This is a genomic window from Lederbergia galactosidilytica (genome assembly GCF_017873565.1).
Classification (GTDB): Bacteria; Bacillota; Bacilli; order Bacillales; family Bacillaceae_C; genus Lederbergia; species Lederbergia galactosidilytica.
This window is the reverse complement of sequence record NZ_JAGGKH010000003.1, coordinates 165,042-183,953: the sequence shown is the minus strand read 5'-3', so window position 1 is coordinate 183,953 and position 18,912 is coordinate 165,042. Positions and strand designations below refer to the sequence as shown.

At 37.6% G+C, this 18,912-nt stretch carries 20 protein-coding genes and 1 pseudogene; 6 read left to right on the top strand and 15 right to left on the bottom strand.

Annotated features, from left to right (window positions below; genetic code table 11):
• Position 1: 1 nt before the first annotated feature.
• The 4 genes from J2Z23_RS04315 to J2Z23_RS04300 form a co-directional block, all read right to left on the bottom strand.
• Positions 2–196 (bottom strand): helix-turn-helix transcriptional regulator, encoded by a 195-nt coding sequence (locus J2Z23_RS04315; protein WP_057988343.1) that lies wholly within the window; start codon positions 194–196, stop codon positions 2–4.
• A gap of 147 nt (positions 197–343) precedes the next feature.
• A complete protein-coding gene (gene yidC, locus J2Z23_RS04310; protein WP_238456096.1) occupies positions 344–1,132 on the bottom strand; it encodes a membrane protein insertase YidC in 789 nt (262 codons plus the stop codon).
• Between the two features lie 38 nt (positions 1,133–1,170).
• A complete protein-coding gene (locus J2Z23_RS04305; RefSeq protein WP_209973307.1) occupies positions 1,171–1,446 on the bottom strand; it encodes a hypothetical protein in 276 nt (91 codons plus the stop codon).
• 309 nt (positions 1,447–1,755) lie between these two features.
• Complete coding sequence (locus J2Z23_RS04300) at positions 1,756–3,006, bottom strand: CYP152 family fatty-acid peroxygenase CypC (protein ID WP_209973391.1); 1,251 nt, start codon at positions 3,004–3,006, stop codon at positions 1,756–1,758.
• 272 nt (positions 3,007–3,278) lie between these two features.
• Here J2Z23_RS04300 and J2Z23_RS22175 point away from each other — a divergent pair.
• A pseudogene (locus J2Z23_RS22175) lies at positions 3,279–3,514 on the top strand (PadR family transcriptional regulator).
• 242 nt (positions 3,515–3,756) lie between these two features.
• Here J2Z23_RS22175 and J2Z23_RS04295 read toward each other — a convergent pair.
• The 3 genes from J2Z23_RS04295 to J2Z23_RS04285 all read right to left on the bottom strand — a co-directional run bounded on the left by J2Z23_RS04295 (position 3,757) and on the right by J2Z23_RS04285 (position 7,335).
• Positions 3,757–5,262 carry a PH domain-containing protein gene (locus tag J2Z23_RS04295; protein WP_064467810.1) on the bottom strand — a complete coding sequence of 502 codons (1,506 nt, stop codon included), beginning with the start codon at positions 5,260–5,262 and terminating at the stop codon, positions 3,757–3,759.
• Complete coding sequence (locus tag J2Z23_RS04290) at positions 5,259–5,759, bottom strand: PH domain-containing protein (protein WP_082881242.1); 501 nt, start codon at positions 5,757–5,759, stop codon at positions 5,259–5,261. Before J2Z23_RS04290 ends, J2Z23_RS04295 begins: the two co-directional genes overlap by 4 nt.
• A 490-nt stretch (positions 5,760–6,249) precedes the next feature.
• The gene (locus J2Z23_RS04285; protein WP_057988350.1) at positions 6,250–7,335 is read right to left on the bottom strand and encodes an NAD(P)H-dependent flavin oxidoreductase; all 1,086 of its coding nucleotides are present in this window, start codon (positions 7,333–7,335) and stop codon (positions 6,250–6,252) included.
• Positions 7,336–7,477: 142 nt separating this feature from the next.
• Between J2Z23_RS04285 and J2Z23_RS04280 the strand changes: the two genes are divergently transcribed.
• From J2Z23_RS04280 to J2Z23_RS04270, 3 genes are all read left to right on the top strand, one after another.
• Positions 7,478–7,660, top strand: a complete 183-nt coding sequence (locus J2Z23_RS04280; RefSeq protein WP_057988352.1) for a hypothetical protein — start codon at positions 7,478–7,480, stop codon at positions 7,658–7,660.
• Positions 7,661–7,909: 249 nt separating this feature from the next.
• Positions 7,910–8,947 carry an AraC family transcriptional regulator gene (locus tag J2Z23_RS04275; RefSeq protein WP_057988354.1) on the top strand — a complete coding sequence of 346 codons (1,038 nt, stop codon included), beginning with the start codon at positions 7,910–7,912 and terminating at the stop codon, positions 8,945–8,947.
• 62 nt (positions 8,948–9,009) lie between these two features.
• Positions 9,010–9,804 carry an SDR family NAD(P)-dependent oxidoreductase gene (locus tag J2Z23_RS04270; protein WP_057988355.1) on the top strand — a complete coding sequence of 265 codons (795 nt, stop codon included), beginning with the start codon at positions 9,010–9,012 and terminating at the stop codon, positions 9,802–9,804.
• 315 nt (positions 9,805–10,119) lie between these two features.
• Here J2Z23_RS04270 and J2Z23_RS04265 read toward each other — a convergent pair whose 3' ends face one another.
• The 5 genes from J2Z23_RS04265 to J2Z23_RS04245 all read right to left on the bottom strand — a co-directional run bounded on the left by J2Z23_RS04265 (position 10,120) and on the right by J2Z23_RS04245 (position 13,955).
• On the bottom strand, positions 10,120–11,262 hold the full coding sequence (locus tag J2Z23_RS04265) for an ABC transporter permease subunit (RefSeq protein ID WP_209973305.1): 1,143 nt from the start codon (positions 11,260–11,262) through the stop codon (positions 10,120–10,122).
• On the bottom strand, positions 11,259–12,131 hold the full coding sequence (locus J2Z23_RS04260; RefSeq protein ID WP_057988360.1) for an ABC transporter ATP-binding protein: 873 nt from the start codon (positions 12,129–12,131) through the stop codon (positions 11,259–11,261). The genes J2Z23_RS04265 and J2Z23_RS04260 overlap by 4 nt, the downstream gene beginning before the upstream one ends.
• Entirely contained in the window at positions 12,131–12,871 is a 741-nt protein-coding gene (locus tag J2Z23_RS04255; protein ID WP_209973304.1) for a hypothetical protein, read from the bottom strand. Before J2Z23_RS04255 ends, J2Z23_RS04260 begins: the two co-directional genes overlap by 1 nt.
• Positions 12,864–13,418, bottom strand: a complete 555-nt coding sequence (locus J2Z23_RS04250) for an RNA polymerase sigma factor (RefSeq protein ID WP_128738484.1) — start codon at positions 13,416–13,418, stop codon at positions 12,864–12,866. The genes J2Z23_RS04255 and J2Z23_RS04250 overlap by 8 nt, the downstream gene beginning before the upstream one ends.
• A 291-nt stretch (positions 13,419–13,709) precedes the next feature.
• Positions 13,710–13,955, bottom strand: coding sequence for a hypothetical protein (locus tag J2Z23_RS04245; RefSeq protein WP_209973302.1), 246 nt, complete (start codon positions 13,953–13,955; stop codon positions 13,710–13,712).
• Positions 13,956–14,289: 334 nt separating this feature from the next.
• Here J2Z23_RS04245 and J2Z23_RS04240 point away from each other — a divergent pair, with 334 nt between their 5' ends.
• Together J2Z23_RS04240 and J2Z23_RS04235 are read left to right on the top strand one after the other, a co-directional pair.
• The gene (locus J2Z23_RS04240) at positions 14,290–14,826 is read left to right on the top strand and encodes a DUF2975 domain-containing protein (RefSeq protein WP_209973300.1); all 537 of its coding nucleotides are present in this window, start codon (positions 14,290–14,292) and stop codon (positions 14,824–14,826) included.
• A 13-nt stretch (positions 14,827–14,839) separates the two neighbouring features.
• On the top strand, positions 14,840–15,049 hold the full coding sequence (locus J2Z23_RS04235) for a helix-turn-helix domain-containing protein (RefSeq protein ID WP_057988369.1): 210 nt from the start codon (positions 14,840–14,842) through the stop codon (positions 15,047–15,049).
• A 117-nt stretch (positions 15,050–15,166) separates the two neighbouring features.
• Here the strand turns inward: J2Z23_RS04235 and J2Z23_RS04230 are convergent, their stop codons facing one another.
• The 3 genes from J2Z23_RS04230 to J2Z23_RS04220 are packed head-to-tail and all read right to left on the bottom strand — an operon-like array spanning position 15,167 to position 18,740.
• The gene (locus J2Z23_RS04230; protein WP_238482601.1) at positions 15,167–15,982 is read right to left on the bottom strand and encodes a thermonuclease family protein; all 816 of its coding nucleotides are present in this window, start codon (positions 15,980–15,982) and stop codon (positions 15,167–15,169) included.
• A gap of 21 nt (positions 15,983–16,003) precedes the next feature.
• Positions 16,004–17,347 (bottom strand): TldD/PmbA family protein, encoded by a 1,344-nt coding sequence (locus tag J2Z23_RS04225; RefSeq protein ID WP_209973298.1) that lies wholly within the window; start codon positions 17,345–17,347, stop codon positions 16,004–16,006.
• Positions 17,348–17,351: 4 nt separating this feature from the next.
• Positions 17,352–18,740 (bottom strand): TldD/PmbA family protein, encoded by a 1,389-nt coding sequence (locus J2Z23_RS04220; protein WP_209973296.1) that lies wholly within the window; start codon positions 18,738–18,740, stop codon positions 17,352–17,354.
• Between the last annotated feature and the right edge of the window lie 172 nt (positions 18,741–18,912).

Here is an 18,912-nt window from a genome sequence, read left to right as displayed (position 1 = left end):
ATCAAGCCTCCCAAAATAAATCATTTAAAGTCTTATTCAACTCTCTACAAATCGCGACACATAATTTTAAAGAGGGATTATACTTTCCCGCCTCAATCATGCCAATTGTTTGTCTTGTTACTCCCACCGCTTTTGCTAATTGTTCCTGCGACAAATCGGATTCTATTCGGGCTATTTTCAGACGTTTATTTTTCATGCAGACCACCTCACCAACTAAATACACCGACAATTAATCCTTACATACTGTTAGATATATATTACATTGCGCATGATTTATTTGTCAATTTATTTTTCAATACTAAAAAAAGGTAGCCCTTCTCAAGGAACTACCTTCTTAAAATTTTTATTTTTCAACATCGGATGATTTGTTGTTCTCCTCCACCTTTTCAGGATGTTGAGTATAAAATTTCCGACCGAGCCATGTTTGAAAAATCATGAAAATACCACCAACCACCCAATAGAGTGGTAATGCCGCTGGTGCTGAAAAAGAAATAAACATGATCATAATCGGCGAAATATAAGCAAACATCTGCATTTGTTTCTTCTGAGCTTCAGGAACAGTTGCCATAGAGACCTTTGCCTGGATAAAATAAACAAATCCTGCAATCAACATCATAATGCGATCAGGACTTCCTAAGTCAAACCATAAGAAGGAATGATTCGCAATATCTGCCGAACTACGAATAGCCCAATATAATCCCATCAAGATTGGCATTTGAATAATAAGTGGTAAACAACCGACACCAAGAGGATTTACATTATGTTTTGTATAAAGAGCCATCATTTCCTGTTGAATTTTCTTTTGCTCTTCTGGATCTTTTGTAGCTCGCAAACGTTTTTGGATATCATCCATTTCCGGTTTTATCATATCCATTTTGACCTTCATTTCTTGCTGTTTCTTATACGTATTTAACATGAACGGCAACAAGATCAAGCGGATTATTAATGTAATAGCAATAACAGCTAGTCCAAATTCTCCCCATAAAGCAGAACCAATTTCATGAATTCCCCATGCAAGTGGACGGACAAAAATATTATAAAAAAAGCCGGTTTCGTTTTCTACACCTGAACAACCACCAAGCATAAAAGTGGCGATAATAAGCATAGAAAGTAAGATTGTATTTTTTTTCAATTCGAGTTCACCTTTCTACTTTTAAGAATTTTTAGCTTTTAAATAGAAAAGTGATGATCATCCGCATCATCTGGTGATTCTTGTCTTCTTACTGTTTTCATTAATTGAAAGCGATGATAACGCGGTCTGTCATTTCGAATTGTGGGCATCGTAAAGATGTTCAAATGAACAGATTCACTAGCTCGTCCATTCGTTTGGACAGAATGTGAAAGTATGATTAATTGCCAGCTTAAAATCCAAATAATCGCAATCGTAAGTGGCAAAATCCACTCGGCATATGATTCTTGAAGTAGTAAATCATACATGACTATCACCTAATTTCTTCATCCAATTAGCACCTCTTCCTAGGAACCTAAAAGGATCCATCCAAGACGCCCGCTTTTTAGTTTCCAATACTAAAAGTATAGTAGTTATTTCAAAGAATGTAAAAGGGTTTATTTACATATAACTAAAAAGAGTGTAAGAATGGCGGATTTCGGTGATTTAACAAAATAGCTTTTCTCTGGATCCGATTTAATCGCACGTAAATCATGCCATATTCAGAGCCACTCTTTAGCAACTCTTTCAACACAGTGTTTTGTGGCCACACGAAACACCAAGCTTCTTCTTTCAGCAAACTACTCTTATAAAACCTTTCTATGAATATGATCCATTATAAAACCACTGGCTGGTAAGGTTGGCATTTTAACAAGACTAAAACTCATGTCCTGTTCAGGGACTTCATAATCTATTTTATTCGCTAAGAAATCCAAAGTGGCCTTCATTATTTCAATTGTAATACCTTCCCCTGGACAGCGATGCCCTGTCGCAGCGTCTCCTCCCCCCTGGGGAATAAAATTGTATAAGCTTCCATTCCACTTCCGAAATCTTTCTGGCTGGAATTGATCCGGTGTCTCCCATATATCGGCATCATGATTCGTTCCATAAAGATCAAGTATGACAAGTTGCCCTTCTTTAAAATCGCATTCTCGCCATCTAAAATCTTTGCGTGCTTTTGCACCTAGAAACGGTCCAAATGGATAATAGCGACGGACTTCTTGAGCGAAAATTTCTCGTTCTAAATCTGTCGTTAAGTGTGTTCGATATTGTGGATGCTCATATAACGCCAGACCTTCAAAGGTAATAAATACAGCGATCGCGATAATTGGCCGTAACACATTATTTAATTCCACTGCTGCGGTATGTGTATCTAAGAGTTTCCCTTCTAGATCATAGTGAAAGGCAATCGTATAAAGTGGGGTTCCTTCCTTTACCTCTAGTTTTCCTTCACGCACTCCTTCGATCAAGGAACCTGCCCATTCATCTAATTTTGTCCTTGCTCTCCTGCCTTTCCAATGGCGTGGTCCGATGGCTCCAAAAGCATCCACTAACGAAGTAAAGTCATCTGCTTTTTCTGCAATGTCTTTTTCATTTAAAGGCACCCCCGCCCATTCACAGGCCGTCCGTAATAATACCTTTCGCGCTTCTTCAAATAGGACAATATGTTCTGCTTGCTCCCATTCTGTGATACAAGCCTCCCATTTTCCCAACACAAGTTCACCCAATTTCTTTGCCTCTTTCGGCGTCATCATCGAAAGAAACAACTTCTTCCGATGATCATGCTCTTTCCCGTCCAACGCTTGTACACCACCTATGCCAAACAGTGACTTTTGAACCCGTTTTGGTACTGCACCTTCACGTTGAAATAGCTCTGTATTATAAAATAACTTGGCTGCTTCTTCTCCACTCATACAAATTGTATTTTGTCCTAGCAAATGTGCCGTAAATAATTCCGAATCATATCTTTCTCTTCTATTTTGAATGAACTGATATCCTTCTTGATATAAAGACAGACTATTATCTAAACCTTTGTCATGAGGTACTTCTTTGTTCATCGTCATATTTCAGCTCTCCTTTTTGTCCTGCTACAGGCGCCTTCGTCTCGCAGGATGACAAGTTAGAACGATGTCCCTTTAAATCTTCAGCCTTTAGATGGCGACCTTAAGCTTTTTAATCAAACGTTTGATTAAATGTCCTATCTTTTACATTTGACCTTTAAGCAGCAATTTAAACATATTTGAAAATGATAAAAGGGAGAAAGTAAGTCTGGATATTAAGTCCAACTGTAGTTAAACTTTATATCGTTCTAAAATGGAAGATTCTATGAATACCATTAACAGAAACGACCTACTATATTCTTTTATCATTACTAGAGCCTGCACATGGATATTTGATTTTTGTAAAAAGTGGAGGAATTGAGTGAGAAACAAGTAAATTTCGTCGCTGAACCCGTATGAAGCGATTGCCAATTTACTGGAAAATCAATTCAGCCAATCTGTAAAAGTGAAAAAGATATTGCAGTCTGACTATGCCATTATGCAACACATGGTTAACATGTCATAAAATCTTTTAAACTATGATTGGCGGGAGCAAGTTTAAAAAATTAATAAAAAGGTGCTTATAGTGATCATTACAGCCAGCCAGATGTTGCACAAAAAAGGATAAGTGTATTCAGGCATCTTCCCCTGTCACCTATCCTCTCCTTGTTCTACCAGTTCCATCGATGATAATAAGCCAGAAATTCTCATCCCTCTCCCCTGAGTTTAGAAAAAGTCACCAGAGAGGGAAGCGAGCGCTGGTCAATCTCATTTAACTTCAATTTCTTCTCGGCGCCTCTTATACCACTGATATAAGATTTCTGTAAACGCTAATGGCACATCCTCAACACCAGCACGCAATACTGGCTTTGCTCGACAAACGATACCAATATTCGCAAGCCCTAATAACTTTTGCAGCAAGTTACGTGTTACTTTCACTCCAATCACCTTATTTCGCTTGGAAATGAATAAAGAGGTAGTTACACTACCTGTTTTAATTTGAATGAAAGATCCATTTAAACTGTAACGTGTATGAACGAAATCAAGCCATCTTAATACATAAATAATAATGAATAAAATAGCAGAAATGATCCACCAAGCTTGTTCCATAGATAGAATAGACGGCTTAAAATAAAAGAGTAGGGCTGTTATAATGATCCAGAACCAGCTTGGTTGACATATGCGCAGCCAAAGCGATTTTCTAGGTAAACGATTCATTACATTTGTCACTTGGAAAGATGGTAAAATTTCCGCGACCATTTCATAAGCCCTGTTAATAGGGAGAAATGGATAGAGAGAGCTAATCTCAGTCTTATCTTCATCAGCATTCGAATGACCAGCACTAATTAGTTTCACTTCAGCAAGTCCGAGCATTCTTTTCATCAAAGATTGTTTAATTTCAATAGCTTGTACCTTATCTTTTGCTATTGAAAAATGATTCTCCTCTATTACGCCCTTCCTAACATAGATCCGCTCTAGATCTGAAGAAATTTCATATTGTCCGTATTGTAAAAACGTCCTAACGACGCCAAAAATAACGGAGCTAACTACAAGGACAATGATCACCAACATGACAATCCACCAAGAACTTTGGATAGCAGAAAACATCCCCTCTACTCTTTCTTCAATAGGGTAGATATCATCAAGTTTGAAATATAAAGAAACCATTAAAGGGATAAGGGCTAAAATGCTTAAAGATGTAATAGATGCCTTAAAAATATCCCTATTTGTCGGTTTAAAGTGGATCCTTCTCTTTGGTTTGCTATTACTAGCGTCTACATTAAAAGCCGCTGAAATGTCGTCCTCCTGAATAGGTTTGGTTGATATTTGATCGTCATCCACCTTGATTAACTCTTCTATTCGATCGGCTTCTAATTTAGAAATGACATCAAAAGTAACTGCCTCATCGCCATTTATGCCCGTTTCAAAGCTAATTGACGTAACCTTAAAAATCCGATGGAATATAGATGTATGTCTGTTAACATTTTGGATTTTAGAAAATGGGATGGTTCGCTCTGATTTACTGAAAATCCCCTTATAGAGATGAAAAGCTCGACCTTCAAGCTTGTATTTGTGGGACAGCCATTTCAAAACAATCGAGACTAGTGCTAGCCCAAAAATAACGATAAAAATAAACTGACCATAGGTTACGAAGTTCGAGTCAGAGTTACCTTTTATGATGAATAAATAAACGACAAAGAAAATAGAGTTCCTAACTAATTTCCAAAGTTCAAATAGAATTAGTAGTGGATGGTATCGTTCTACCTTCATCATGACTCCACTTCCTTAATTTTTGCATAATAAGCAATCTGATTCCTTAATGTCACTGCGACATCCTTAGACAAAGCCGGAATTGTATGTGATGAACCAATGGTTTCAATAGAAACCGAGCAGAGTCCATATTTTCTTAGTAACGGTCCTTGCTTAGTTGTAACGGATTGGATCTTGGTCATCGGCACGAGTTGATGCACCTCTATGAGGGCACCTGATTTCAACTGTAAAAACTCTTCATCTACATCATAACGCCAATTTTTATAAAGGAGAAAAGGACTGATCCATGACCAGATAGCACCTACTAGAGAAATGACGGTAATCCCAAGCAAAATCCAACTAATCCACACTTTCCATGAAAATAGAAAATCCAGATAAAATAATCCCCCTAAAATGACAAAACCAATCACATTCCCAATCGTTTCACTTAGCAACCATACTTTTACAGCATCCTTCGATAATCGTCTTTGTGGTTCGTCTATTCGCGAATAGATTTCCATCACCGCCTATTTAAACTACTATTTTGATCTATTAAGCTATTATTTCATAAAGGATGATTTCTCCCAGTTCATTGCTATTATAATTTTCCTATCTTACGCTTCGAGAAACTCTACCTTAATTTCCCCTTAATTCTCCGTGTAACCAATGCTATAGACAAAAAATCTTCCAATTTCTTTAGGAGGAAAAGCTCGTATATATAGCATGGGGATATGCAAGAAAAGTAGAAGGCACACGACCTAAGGAATAAATAGCAAAGTTTAAGTTTTCCTAGCTAACCCTGATGACATGGCTAGATATGCTACAGCATCAAACAACTTTTCCATAAGCTAAGATTTTATAGTTTTTTACAGCCTAAAAAAGACCAAAAGTGGATGTACACTTTCGGTCGATCAATAGCTTGGTTCTCTTCAATTGGACAGACATAACCTAGTGCCTATCACTTGAAGGTGGATCATGATTTTATAAAAGTGAGCAAAGTCAGCATGATAGCTACCAGCTTTTCACTTGCCCCATCATAATCTCATCGATTTGCGAGAGGATATCTGAAATTAACTTACTGGCGGATTGATGTTTACTTAAACGTGGGTGCTGGCCGCACCATAGGGACATCCATTCAGGTCGATTTTGTTTGGCTGCTTCACTTCGAATTGATTTTGTTAAAGCATTTTGTAGTGGATATTTTGGCAATTCCTGTTCATGCTTTGCCATCTTGGTAATGAAATCATTGCGAATGCCTCGGGCCGGTTTACCGCTAAAGGTCGAGGTCACAACCAACTGCTCCTCATGACTATTCAAAATAGCTTCTTTATGCTGGATATTCGCGCCACTTTCAAGACTAGTAACAAATGCAGTCCCCATCTGAACCGCTTCTGCTCCTAGTATCATAGCTGCTAAAATCCCTCTGCCATCCATAATCCCACCGGCAGCTATCACAGGTATGTCCAGGTGATCGACCACTTGTGGAACAAGTGCTATCGTTCCGATCATCGCTTCCTCAAAGGCTCCGATAAAAGTACCACGATGGCCACCTGCTTCACTTCCTTGTACAACGACCATATCCATACCCTGTTCCTGATTAGCCACTGCTTCTTTTACCGTTGTAGCCGTTCCAATCACAACTATATTTCTCCTTTTCAATTCCTGAACCACTTCTTTTGATGGCATTCCGAAAGTAAAACTACATACCGCTACCTGTTCTTCCATTATGATTTTTAGTTGTTTTTCAAAGATAGCGGCACTCGGTTTCTTTACCTTAGGCTTTTCCGATATGTTTAATTCCTCCCGAAAAGGTCGGAGCCATTCATTCGCTTTTTCAATATCCTCTTCTTCTATATCAGGTAATTCTGGAACAAAGAGATTCACGCCAAACGGCAGATTGGTTAGCTGTTTAATCTTGCGAATACTCGCTTGCGTTTGTTCAGGGCTTAAATAGCCAGCACCAAGCGTTCCAAGTGCACCAGTGTTCGAAACAGCAGCGACAAGCTCTGGCGTAGTGACACCACCCGCCATCCCCGCTTGGATAATTGGATATTGTATATTTATAGCCTGTGTCACCCTATTTTTATGCCACAACATAATCTCCCCCAACTCAAGCTTTTACTCTCTTGGCCAATGACATGATTTAAACAGTTCAATTCCTTTATGCTATGTTGAGAGTAACATAAGAAAATTCTAAAAGTAAAAAAATTTGGTTAAGGGAGTATAATTCATATGAATAATGAGAAAAACACCAATCTATAAATATGAAAGATTCACAAAAAGAGTTGGGTTTCTTGAAGACCCTAAAAAAGTGGAGATATTGCTCTTAGAAAACTACTTAATCTTCTTTCAGTTGAAAGATAAGAACCTCTTAGATCTGCAGGAACAGGCTATTTTAAGTTACCAACAGCCAAAGCAGTAAAGGGCGGGAATGTTTTCGTAGTGGATGTCCCCCAATATGCTAGATAATCCAGTCTAAAGTAAATAAGGAGCTTATCCTAATACCAAGACACTAGCAGGTAGTGTTGATATTGACGCAAATAGCAAGTGGAATGTCGCCTTTTACTAGTTACAAAGCGACAGTGGGTTGGTAATATAATAACTGTCCCACCAACAAGGCTGGACACAATCAAATTTAGTGAATTTATAGAAGGCTAAAGGGGGCTTATAAATGACGTCTTATACTCGCATTAAATTCCCGACAGGGTTTTGGACAGGATTACACCAATTAGGTATCACCCCCCATGAAGTAGTTCGAAAAGCTAGGCTTCCACTTACTATTATTCATGAACCAGTTGTCAACATTCACCAATACTTATCGATTTGGCAGGCTTATTCGGATCTTATAGATGATATTGCCAAGGGGATTATCAAGCTCGCGACTGGCTTTGAAACTGTTCATTACCCACCGACCGTACTAGCAGCTTATCATGCTCGTGACTACCGCGACGCACTAATCCGAATGGCTCGGTACAAGCAAATGTGTCCCCCTGAAAATCTACTTATCACCGAGAGAGACGAGCATTGTACAATCGAACTGAAATGGTTAAATACTGAGCAATCTGCTCCATCGATGCTGATTGGTATCACGCTCGCGTTTCTTCTGGAGCTAGGGCGCAGGGGGACGGGTCAACCCTTGACAGCAAGGTCCGTCGAATTTTCACATTCAATGGGCGACGTAAAGTTACTTGAAGATTATTTCGGCTGTCGTATCCAGATCGGTGGAAATTGTAACAAATTAACGCTCCATAGAAGCGACTTGGATAGGCCCTTTATCTCGTACAACGGAGAATTGCTAGAGATTTTGACTCCCGTATTGGACCAATCATTGGATGAGCAACAGCCCAGTAACTCAATCACTGAGATGGTTAAGTGGATCTTGAAACGCAGCCTGACTGGTGGGCGTCCCGACATTCAGACTGTCGCAGGCGAGTTAGGGATGAGCAATCGTACACTGCAGCGCCGTCTTACTGACGAAGAAACGAGCTTTAAGCATCTGTTGACACAAGTTCGATATGAACAGGCACGGGAGTATTTAGCAGACCCATCACTCGAGATAAGCGAAGTGGCCTTCCTAGTTGGATATGAAGACCAAAATTCATTCTACCGGGCTTTTCGCCTTTGGGAAGATGATACTCCTTCAAATTGGCGTACTAAACAGTTCGATAAAAGCTCAATAAATTGCCGTGTTTTAAAAAAGGAAACCTAATAAAAACTACAAAAGACGATATATAATTTTTTATCTTAGTAAAGTAAAAGGAGAAATGTATGATGGATATGGGATTAAACAATAAAACAGCTTTAGTTACAGGGGCAACGAGAGGTATAGGTAGAGCAATTGCCATTGAACTTGCCAAAGAAGGTGTTCATGTATTAATCAATGGACGAAATGATGAAGAGGTAGAACGAATTGTAAATGAAATCAAAGCAGATTTCCCGACTACCTCCCCTCAAAAGGCAACAGCCGATATTGTGGATATTCAACAAAGAGAATCTATATTTAAAAAATACCCTACTATTGATATTTTAGTTAACAATATGGGTATTTATGAAATTATGCAATATAAGGACGTTACCGATGAAGTATGGGAAAAATACTTTCGCACCAATGTTCTTGCCGCAAATGGTTTATCTAAATTCTATTTACCTAAAATGTTAAACAATGATTTTGGAAGAATTATCTTTATTGCGAGTGAGGAAGCAGTTATGCCTTCAGGACAAATGCCTCAGTATTGTATGACAAAATCAATGCTTCTATCGTTGTCAAAAAGCTTATCTAAATTAACAACAGGAAAAGAAGTCACAGTCAATACGATCATGCCGGGACCAACACTCTCTGAAAACGTGCATCAAATAATTGAGGGTATATACCCTCATAAAGATATGACTTTTTTAGAAAAAGAGAAAGAATTTATGACTACAAACCTACCCCAATCTGAAATACAACGATTTATTAGGCCTACTGAAATAGGCAGACTCATTACATTTATATGTAGTCCTTATGCATCCGCATTCAAAGGGTCTCCTATCCGCATGGATGGCGGACTTGTACCGACTATTTTTTAGCACTTGGTATTTTGCAAATCACAGATATTGCTTCTTGATTTTGACACTATTATCTTTACTTATCTTTTGTTCAATATAATGATCTCTTATTGAACTATGGAAACCGGTAATTTAACCCTGAAGAAAACTGTCTATCGAAAGACAGATAAGGTACAGATGATTGGAACATTAAATTCCAATCCAAACAACGCAGTGGTTTAGGAAAAGAAAACAAGTTATACAAAATATTTTTATCGGTCGCTTTTAGAATGATCTCATCACTTTTATCCGAGACTACGTTATTTAATAGCCAAGGTCTTTCCATCCTACGAAAAATTACGTGATTTGATACTGTTTCATTCGCAAATAGATGAGACCATTCAACATTATTTTCAGCACCAATAGAACAGTTATGGTCACCACAATATTTTGTCCAAAAGATTGGAGAATAAATTCTTGTTTCGTGCTCATTAGCGTTAAAAAATCCTCAATCCGAAAATTGTTAATTGGAAATAAGTTTAATAGTTTATAAACAATGCCTCTTTTAATTAGTTGTGTGAATGCTTTTGGCAAAAGGAACAACCCTAACCCCATTGCTAAAGAGCTGAACGGTGAACGAGTGATAGATGAAACATATAGGGTGATCGCTATAATCGATAACAAACTAATAAAATGAAGAGCCATAGCTAAACAGAACACTTGCAATTGATTGATCTCTGCTGGAAAGTGAAACAACTTTAATGAAAAGTTTGTTTGAATACTTGTATCCCAACCAGTAAATCCACTATTATAAACATAAAAAGCGCCCAAAGATATCATCTGAATAAAAAGAAATACAAAAGTCGAAATTAAAGTGGCAGCAATGATTTTTGCGATGGTTAATTGGTTTCTACCAAACTTTGTCGACAATAATAACTGATGCATATTTCTTGAAGTATCACTGGAGAAAACTAGAGAGCAGATTAAAATGACAATAATGCTCGTCAGGATGAATATTTGGCTTGTGACTTGAAATAGGTCCCTCCATGTCACAAAGCTCCCAATTTTTAATGGCGTCTGAAATTGGGTAAACCCAATTTCTTTTATTGTTTTAAGATCGATTTGATCAATTGTCGTTTTTTCCCCTTGCTCCATTGCATCATTCATTTTTGTATAGACACTTTTATCATTCGGAAAAAATGTATCAGCAATTTCCCAAGAGAATAAATCAAAAGTTCTGTTATCTACATCTGACTTTTGGTATCGATCCATATAATCCGCTAGAATAGCTCTTACTTTTCGATCACTAAATTCTCCAGTACCTTTCTCAACAACCTGATGGTAAAGCTCCAAACCTTCGCCAGCTTTTCCTTGAAGTTGTGAATAATGAAAACCAATAAACAGGATGCCTGCCAAAACAAATAATGAGACAATCAATGCACCAATAAACGTTTTGTTTTGGAGGATTTTTTTCATTTCATATTTCACCAATGTTTTCATTGTTCAGCCTCTCCTCTAAAATAGTATAGATATAAATCTTCTAATGTTGGTTGAACATGTCTAGCATTATCTGTCGGTTTTTCTTTGGAAATAATTCTTAAGACTATCCCTTTTTCCCCATGTTTTTGATTGCTAATAATATATTTTGCTAACATCTCATCCAGTTTAACTGGTTCAACGATAACCTCCCAAACATATCCCTGAATAGTGCTCACTAATTCGGAGGAAACGCCTCTGTTTTCCAGTTTCCCTTGATTCAAAACAAGTATTTCGTCTGCAATATACTCAACATCGGAAACGATATGGGTGGAAAGGATCACAATTTTATTTTCGGAAAAAGAACTAATTAAATTGCGAAAGCGAACCCGTTCTTTCGGATCCAAACCAACAGTGGGTTCATCCAGAATTAATATCTCTGGATCGTTAATCATCGCTTGAGCAATCCCTAATCGTTGTTTCATTCCACCAGAGTACTTTTTAATTTTTTTATTCTTCACATCATCTAATCCAACGAGTTTCAAAAGCTCCACACATCTTTTTTTTGCAAAATTTTTATTGATCCCCTTGAGTGCAGCGATATATAACATAAATTTCATCCCTGTAAAATTAGGATAATAACTAAAGTCTTGTGGTAAAAAGCCTAAAACGGAACGAAAGGCGTCCGGATTAGTCTGTATATCATCATGATTATATTTGACTGTACCGGCACTTTGTTTCAGTACCCCACAGATAATCCTAAATAAAGTCGTTTTCCCTGAACCGTTTGAGCCTAAAAGGCCATAAACACCCGGTTTTAAACAAAATGAGATATCATGAAGCACAACGGTATCATCATATTTTTTTGAAATATTTTCTATCTCTAAAAGCATTAACAAAACGCCTCCCATTTTTGCACTTTCAGCATATCCACGACAATAAATCCTAAAATAATAATTGATAAAATAAGCCCTGCTCCCCAATACTCCATTCTGAACTGATAAATATCGAATATATTCGTTAAAATCATGACACACAACAAAACGAGGCCAGAACCAACCCAAAAAACAACGGAGGAAAGAGTATTTCTCCAAATCGTAAACAAAGAAAACAGAACAATGCATGTAATATTAAAAGGAACGAGTAGATAAAGGACTATTTTCCAAAAGGAAATGGCCATCACCCCCTGGCAAATGAAAGCAAGACAGATAATCAATAATAAATCAGTTAAACCAAAAATAAGTAATTTAATCATCGTATGTTGCCGCAAATCATATTTGAGTGTTTGCTCCAATTCCCACATTCCCGTTGTAAAACTGCGGAATAATTCTTCAATAAAAAAAATAGCTGAAAACATAACGGCAACTGTTAAGCTTTGCATGATCAAGATGAAAGGCTCATCATTCATAACTTGTGTAATTAAGTTTGTCGTCAATGCGAGAAGAGCAAATTGAAGCAGCCAGGTATGGAAGCTCGTAAAGCGGATCGACGAACGAAAAAGGTGATACAGAGATTGTTGGGAATGTTGATTTTTAATGATCTTTTGTTCCCCTAATTGAATAATTTCTTGTCTCCGGATATTATCGATTGTAATTTCATAGGTTTTCATTTTTTTAACCGTTTCCTTATCCATTCATAAACTCCTCTCTATCTAGCAATTTACTTAGCTTTTTTAAACCTTGATGGATCCTCGATTGGGATGTAGACACGCTTGTCCCAGTAATTTTGGCAATGTCTTTTACTTTTAAATCATGGTAATATTTCAAAATTATCGCTTCTCTTTGAATATCAGGAAGTGTGTTTAATGCGGCTTGTATTTGGTTAACACTTTCCTGTAGCAGTAAATTGGTCATAATCGTTTCAGAACCTAGACTTAAAACCTTCTCATCTAATTCAGACTGGGCAAATTTCAGCTTGTTATAATAGTTGTTACATACATTTACAGTGATCGTAAATAAGTAGTTAAAAAATTTTCCGCTAAACTGATATTTCTCAATATTTTCAATGATTCGCAGAAAAATATCTTGAGTTAAATCCGCAGCTAAAACCCGGTCACCCAAACATCTTCGTACACAATATGAAAAAATTTGGCTATAATACTTATTCACTAATTTCTCCCAGGCCTCCGTATCTCCAGCTTTTATTTTTCGAATTAAAATATAGTCTTCAATCGTACTCACCTATTCCTAACAAAAATACTCTTCACTATAGATTAACAATGATCACTCAAAAATCATTTAACTTTATTCATAAAATTTTAATCTATTGAATCCATTTCATAATAGAGTTTTTAGCATTCAAATCCGAACAACGTTGATTTACGCTTCAGGTGGACTCCGGGGGCGTGCGGTGAGCTTCCCCGCCGCTATGCTCTTACGGGATCTCACCTGTCACGCTAATCCCCCAGAAGTTGCCACCTTCCTCTCCAATCAACTAAGTTAAGGAAATGCATTGACTAACAATTCAATCTCCTATAACAAAACGTTCGTGTATTGCTCATTCATAAGCAATGATGAAATTGACTCTATTATGTAATCAATCTGTTTATTTAAATATTCACTTAACATTTCCCGTTCTTTGTTTATCCTTACAATTACTCTGATTCCATCAGATACACCGAAAAAAATCCATTTTGAAAATGTTTTATCAAAATGGATCCCACTTTTGCCCAATTCAGCTCTCTCGCTTTCGTTCTTTTCAGCAAATGGCTCTCTCACTAGGAAAGGATGTTTTTTTACCCAAAAAAACCTTTACACACTCTATATCGGTGGATCGTGTAATGATAAAGTCGCTTAAATTTGGGCTTTTTTAATTATTCCGCCCCATTGTAAAAACTTTTTGAGTTATCGTTCTATGGTTATTTTCAATTTCTTTAGTTATGGTGGTTTCTTTCAGGTCATCCATTTAATTTGAATACCAGAAAACTTGAAATGCTTTGATAAAGAGCAATGCAGTAGGATTTACCGTGAAATCGCACAAAGTTAAATTATCGTTTGACAATAATTAGTTATTGTTTTAGAATAATTTACAATATAAAGGGGGCGATCTCTAATGAATCTTTTTACTAAGACTGTTTTAAAATCTTTATCGATTGTGTCAACAATTGCTCAAGTTTTATTTGCGTTTGCTGGATTAATGCTATTGTTTGCGTCTGGAGCTTTATTGTTTGTATCAAAGGGACTAAAAACGCAATTGCTACAGTACACAGATTTATATTCAAACACAAACCTATCTGTATGGTTTTTAGTCCTTTCTTGCTTAGTCGCGCTAGCAATAATTGCTTGTTTATTTATCATTATGTACGCTTTAAATAAAATGATTGGTAATATTTATGAACAACATTATTTTGTTTCTCAAAATCTTAAATATCTCAAACTTATCTTAATCTCAATCTCAAGTTTTACTGTTTTGCAGTTCATTAGTCAGTTGTTCTTTGCGCAAGCACATGCCTATAATGTTAGTCATATTTTTTCAGAATCTTGGCCAAGTTTATTAGGATGCATTCTTCTGTTAGCCATCGTTTATACAATTTACGTAGTTTTTAAATATGGCATATCTTTACAAGACGATTCTAACAACGTTATTTAGGTGGGATTTCTTCATGATAAAAGTTAATCTAGATAGAGTAATGTTAGAAAGAGGAATCTCTTCAAAAGAGTTAGCAGAAAAAATTGATATTACTCAAGCTAATTTATCAATATTAAAAACAGGCAAGGCGCGCGGTATTCGCTTTGCCACATTAGAAAAAATCTGTCAGACTTTAAATTGTCAGCCAGGAGATATACTTGAATACGAAAAAGCCGACATATAGCAAAGAATTTGTTATATGTCAGCTCATATCATTCAGTAAAGAGAAAACTGGAGATAATTAAACAGGCAAAATAGAACATAGTTAATGTTACGCGAATAATTGTCTAGACTTGTTTTGTTATTTCGGCGCCCGAAATCCCGCTTCCGCCGCTTCTTCTTCTGTACAAAACATGACTTCTGCTTTTGTTTGCTTATACCAAGGGGAATCTGGGGTATGATAAATTTTTCCAGAGGAGCCAATATTGCCTTTGATTTCGCAGTTTTGATTATTTTCAATTTCTTGATCAGAATTCTCAGTTTCTGAGTGAAAACCATCATCTTTAGCATAATTTTCAATTGACCAGATGCCGTCCTCTCTCTTCTGTGCCTTCTTCTGAGCCTTTTCAAACAATGTTAAGTACCTGGTATTCGGTGGATAGACATAGGCAACTCGCGCTAATCCTTCTTCTAACAGCTTTGTTTGAACACTCTCGCCATCAATATAAATATACGCGAGCAGTCGACCATATTTATCGATTCTCTCTCCAACATCAAATTCAATCGTTAATTTTCCATTCTTGAGCAGCTCAGCATTTCTTTGCTTCGCTTCCTCGCCAAATGGCTGTTTTCCAAGTCGAGGATGATTGGTTTCTGGCGTATCAATTAATAAATAACGAACATTTTTCTCTTGTCCTTGATAGATAATTTTAATTGTGTCACCATCAATCACTTTCACCAATTCAACTGGAATTTGGTCCGTTGTACCTGAGGTCCCAATTCCAGAGAAAATCTCACTCTTATCCACTAGGAAAAAGCCACTTCCGATCAACAGAAAAAAGGATAGGAACAAGGATCCAACCCGTTTCCAGGTGAATCCTTTTTTCCTAACCACCCGTGCTAAACTCCATAAAATTAATCCACAGATGACAAACATTAAAGCAAATAGAACATCCATATTTTTATTCTCCTGATTTAGTTAATCTACGGTGACAGATAGCTCCTTTACAAGTAAAGATGGGGCACCAGTGCCTCCTGGACTAATATACAGGTCTGCTCCAACTTCTTCAATCCCTTTCAATAAGTCAAAGAAGTTTCCAGCGATCGTCATTTGTTTCACTGGCGCCGTAATTTTGCCATCTTTTACATAAAAGCCATTGGCTGCAACAGAAAAATCTCCTGAAATAGCGTTCGCACCAGAATGCAAACCAGATAACTTTGTAATAAGTACAGCTTCTTGTTGCTCGGCTACGAGGTCATCTATTGTCTTTTCTCCTGCCATCACAATGAAATTTGATGGGGCAATTACAACCGTCCCTTTATAGGATGGCTTATAGGCATGCCCTGTCGTTTCTACGCCCGCTTTTTTGGCAGTTTTACGATTATGCAATAAAGTCTTAAGAATCCCCTTTTCAATCACCGTGCATGTCTTCGAAGCGACGCCTTCCCCATCGAAATTCCGATTTGCTGGTCCCCCTTCATAAAAAGGATCATCAATGATCGACAGTTGTTTGGACGCGATTTCTTCACCTACCTGATCTTTTAAGCGAGATTGGCCTTTCTGAGCCACTTCTGCTGAAAAGGATGAAAGAAAAGTACCAAGTAATTGAACAGCTGCATCCTTTCTAAAAATAATCGGATATTTTTTATTCGCAATCGCTTTTTCCCCCAGATAAGATAGTGCCTCTTCTGCTGCTTCACGCGCAATTTCATCCACATTAAGTGTATTGAAATCCTTTGTCATTTTGATCGTAAAGCCACTTTTCGTTTCGTCTCCAGATTTTACAACTACTGACAGCATGATCGCAAAGAAATTCTTGCGATCGTGTAACACTAGACCCTTACTGTTGGCAAGTAGACGCTCCTTTGATTGTTCAATCATCCGACATGTGTTTAACGAGTGAACTTGACTATTATAGTGAAGGACTTTTTCCTCAACAGCTTTTAAAAAAGCCATTTTTTCTGTTGTAGAAATCGTATCCATTGCTTCTGAATAATGATCTATTTCTTCATATTCATCACTACCCGCAAAGATTTCTTCAGGCTCCTCTTCCTCAGCTAATTCTGCATTCGCCTTCGCCTTTTCAAGCAAATAATCAATTGAATCTTCTTCAATTTTTTCAGTGAATGCATAGCCCGTTTTTCCATCGTAAATCCCACGAAAAGAAAGTCCGCCTGTCTGTGATGTTTCATAGCGGTCGACTTCTCCTTGATAAATATCACAGGATAGTCCTCTTGCCTGCTCATAATAAATTTCCATATCCTCAAATCCAGCCATCAAACCACTTGCCATTACTTTTTCTTGGAATTTTTCAATTTTCATCGACTTATTCCCCCTTTGTCCCGCCGACCGTGATTTCACTGACACGTATCATTGGTTGACCTACATTCACTGGCAGACTGCCGCTGAGAGAACCGCACATCCCTGCGCCATGAGCAAGATTATTGCCTACCATATCGACACGTTGCAAGGTTTTCGGGCCATTTCCAATCAATGTCGCTCCTTTGACAGGCTGAGCAATTTTTCCATCCTTTACGATATACGCCTCATGAGTAGCAAAATTATAGTCTCCTGTTGCGGGATTGACTTGACCGCCACCCATATATTTCGCATAAATTCCAAACTCTGTATTAGCGATAATTTCCTCAGGTGTCGAATTTCCTGGCGCAATATACGTATTGGTCATCCTCGAAGTAGGGCTGAAACGGTAGGACTCTCTTCGACTGGATCCTGTGGACTTCATTCCCATGCGTCGGCCATTTAATTTATCAATCAAGTATCCTTTTAAAATACCATTTTCGATTAGAATATTCTTCCTCGTTTTTTCTCCTTCATCATCTATATTTAAAGAACCCCATTCATTCTGGAGTGTGCCATCATCAATATAAGTGACAATATCAGGGGCCACCTGTTCACCAATTCGATTAGCAAAAACAGAATTATTTTTCGCGACAGCAGTTGCTTCTAGTCCATGCCCACAAGCTTCATGGAAAATAACGCCGCCAAATTCATTATCAATAATAACGGGGAATTTTCCGCTCGGACATTCTTCCGCTTTCAGCATTGTCACAGCAATTTTTGCTGCTTCACTAGCATAATGTTGGAGGTCTAATTTTTCAAAAAACTCAAAACCCTGATGTGCGCCAGGTCCATAAAATCCTGGCTCCATCTGGATACCATCTGAAGCAATTGCTTGAATCGCTAATCGGCCTCTCACTCGCTTATCTTCCACAAACTTTCCTTCTGAATTGGCGATTAATACATTTTGTTCATGATCTATGTATTGAATCGTCGCCTGCGCAATACTGGAATGATAATTTTTGGCGATGTCATAGGCTTGTTTCATTACATCTACTTTGTGCTTGCCATCTACCCCATCAGGCATTTTCTCAATCTTATGAAGAGGGGGATGAATTTGCCTATGAAGAATGGGGGCTTGCTGATAAAAGTCACCCTGTAAAGCCTGTGCTGCTTCTTGCGCTGTCTTCAATAAACCAGCTTTGGAAAAATCAGTTGTATACGCATAGACACTTTGCAAGCCATGAAACACGCGGATACCGACACCAGCTTCTCTTCCTGATAAACTGCGGTCAATCTTTCCATCGTGTAGCCGCAAGTTATTGGAATACCTATCTTCCGCAAATACTTCAGCAAAATCGCCACCTGTTGATAAAGCAGCAGCTAAAACTTCTTCCATTATCGATTGTTGGATCATAATCTATTTTCCCTCCTCTTAAAAACTCCGAAACTTTTCCTATATAGCTAGTGTACTATCAATTTTTGCTTTGTACTACACTAAAGTAAAACTTCAATTAATAGGGACGATCTTCCTCCCTCCATTACTTTTTCGCATCATCTAAGCCTTATAATGGGGGGCCTGCCTTGTA

Coding starts and splice junctions, on each gene's coding strand:
- J2Z23_RS04220 (WP_209973296.1), bottom strand. CDS start 18,740: ATGATCCAACAATCGATAATGGAAGAAGTTTTAGCTGCTGCTTTATCA.
- J2Z23_RS04255 (WP_209973304.1), bottom strand. CDS start 12,871: ATGGATAAGGAAACGGTTAAAAAAATGAAAACCTATGAAATTACAATC.
- J2Z23_RS04270 (WP_057988355.1), top strand. CDS start 9,010: ATGGATATGGGATTAAACAATAAAACAGCTTTAGTTACAGGGGCAACG.
- J2Z23_RS04240 (WP_209973300.1), top strand. CDS start 14,290: ATGAATCTTTTTACTAAGACTGTTTTAAAATCTTTATCGATTGTGTCA.
- J2Z23_RS04295 (WP_064467810.1), bottom strand. CDS start 5,262: ATGATGAAGGTAGAACGATACCATCCACTACTAATTCTATTTGAACTT.
- J2Z23_RS04285 (WP_057988350.1), bottom strand. CDS start 7,335: ATGTTGTGGCATAAAAATAGGGTGACACAGGCTATAAATATACAATAT.
- J2Z23_RS04260 (WP_057988360.1), bottom strand. CDS start 12,131: ATGCTTTTAGAGATAGAAAATATTTCAAAAAAATATGATGATACCGTT.
- J2Z23_RS04275 (WP_057988354.1), top strand. CDS start 7,910: ATGACGTCTTATACTCGCATTAAATTCCCGACAGGGTTTTGGACAGGA.
- J2Z23_RS04230 (WP_238482601.1), bottom strand. CDS start 15,982: ATGGATGTTCTATTTGCTTTAATGTTTGTCATCTGTGGATTAATTTTA.
- J2Z23_RS04315 (WP_057988343.1), bottom strand. CDS start 196: ATGAAAAATAAACGTCTGAAAATAGCCCGAATAGAATCCGATTTGTCG.
- J2Z23_RS04300 (WP_209973391.1), bottom strand. CDS start 3,006: ATGAACAAAGAAGTACCTCATGACAAAGGTTTAGATAATAGTCTGTCT.
- J2Z23_RS04280 (WP_057988352.1), top strand. CDS start 7,478: ATGAGAAAAACACCAATCTATAAATATGAAAGATTCACAAAAAGAGTT.
- J2Z23_RS04290 (WP_082881242.1), bottom strand. CDS start 5,759: ATGGAAATCTATTCGCGAATAGACGAACCACAAAGACGATTATCGAAG.
- J2Z23_RS04225 (WP_209973298.1), bottom strand. CDS start 17,347: ATGAAAATTGAAAAATTCCAAGAAAAAGTAATGGCAAGTGGTTTGATG.
- J2Z23_RS04235 (WP_057988369.1), top strand. CDS start 14,840: ATGATAAAAGTTAATCTAGATAGAGTAATGTTAGAAAGAGGAATCTCT.
- J2Z23_RS04265 (WP_209973305.1), bottom strand. CDS start 11,262: ATGAAAACATTGGTGAAATATGAAATGAAAAAAATCCTCCAAAACAAA.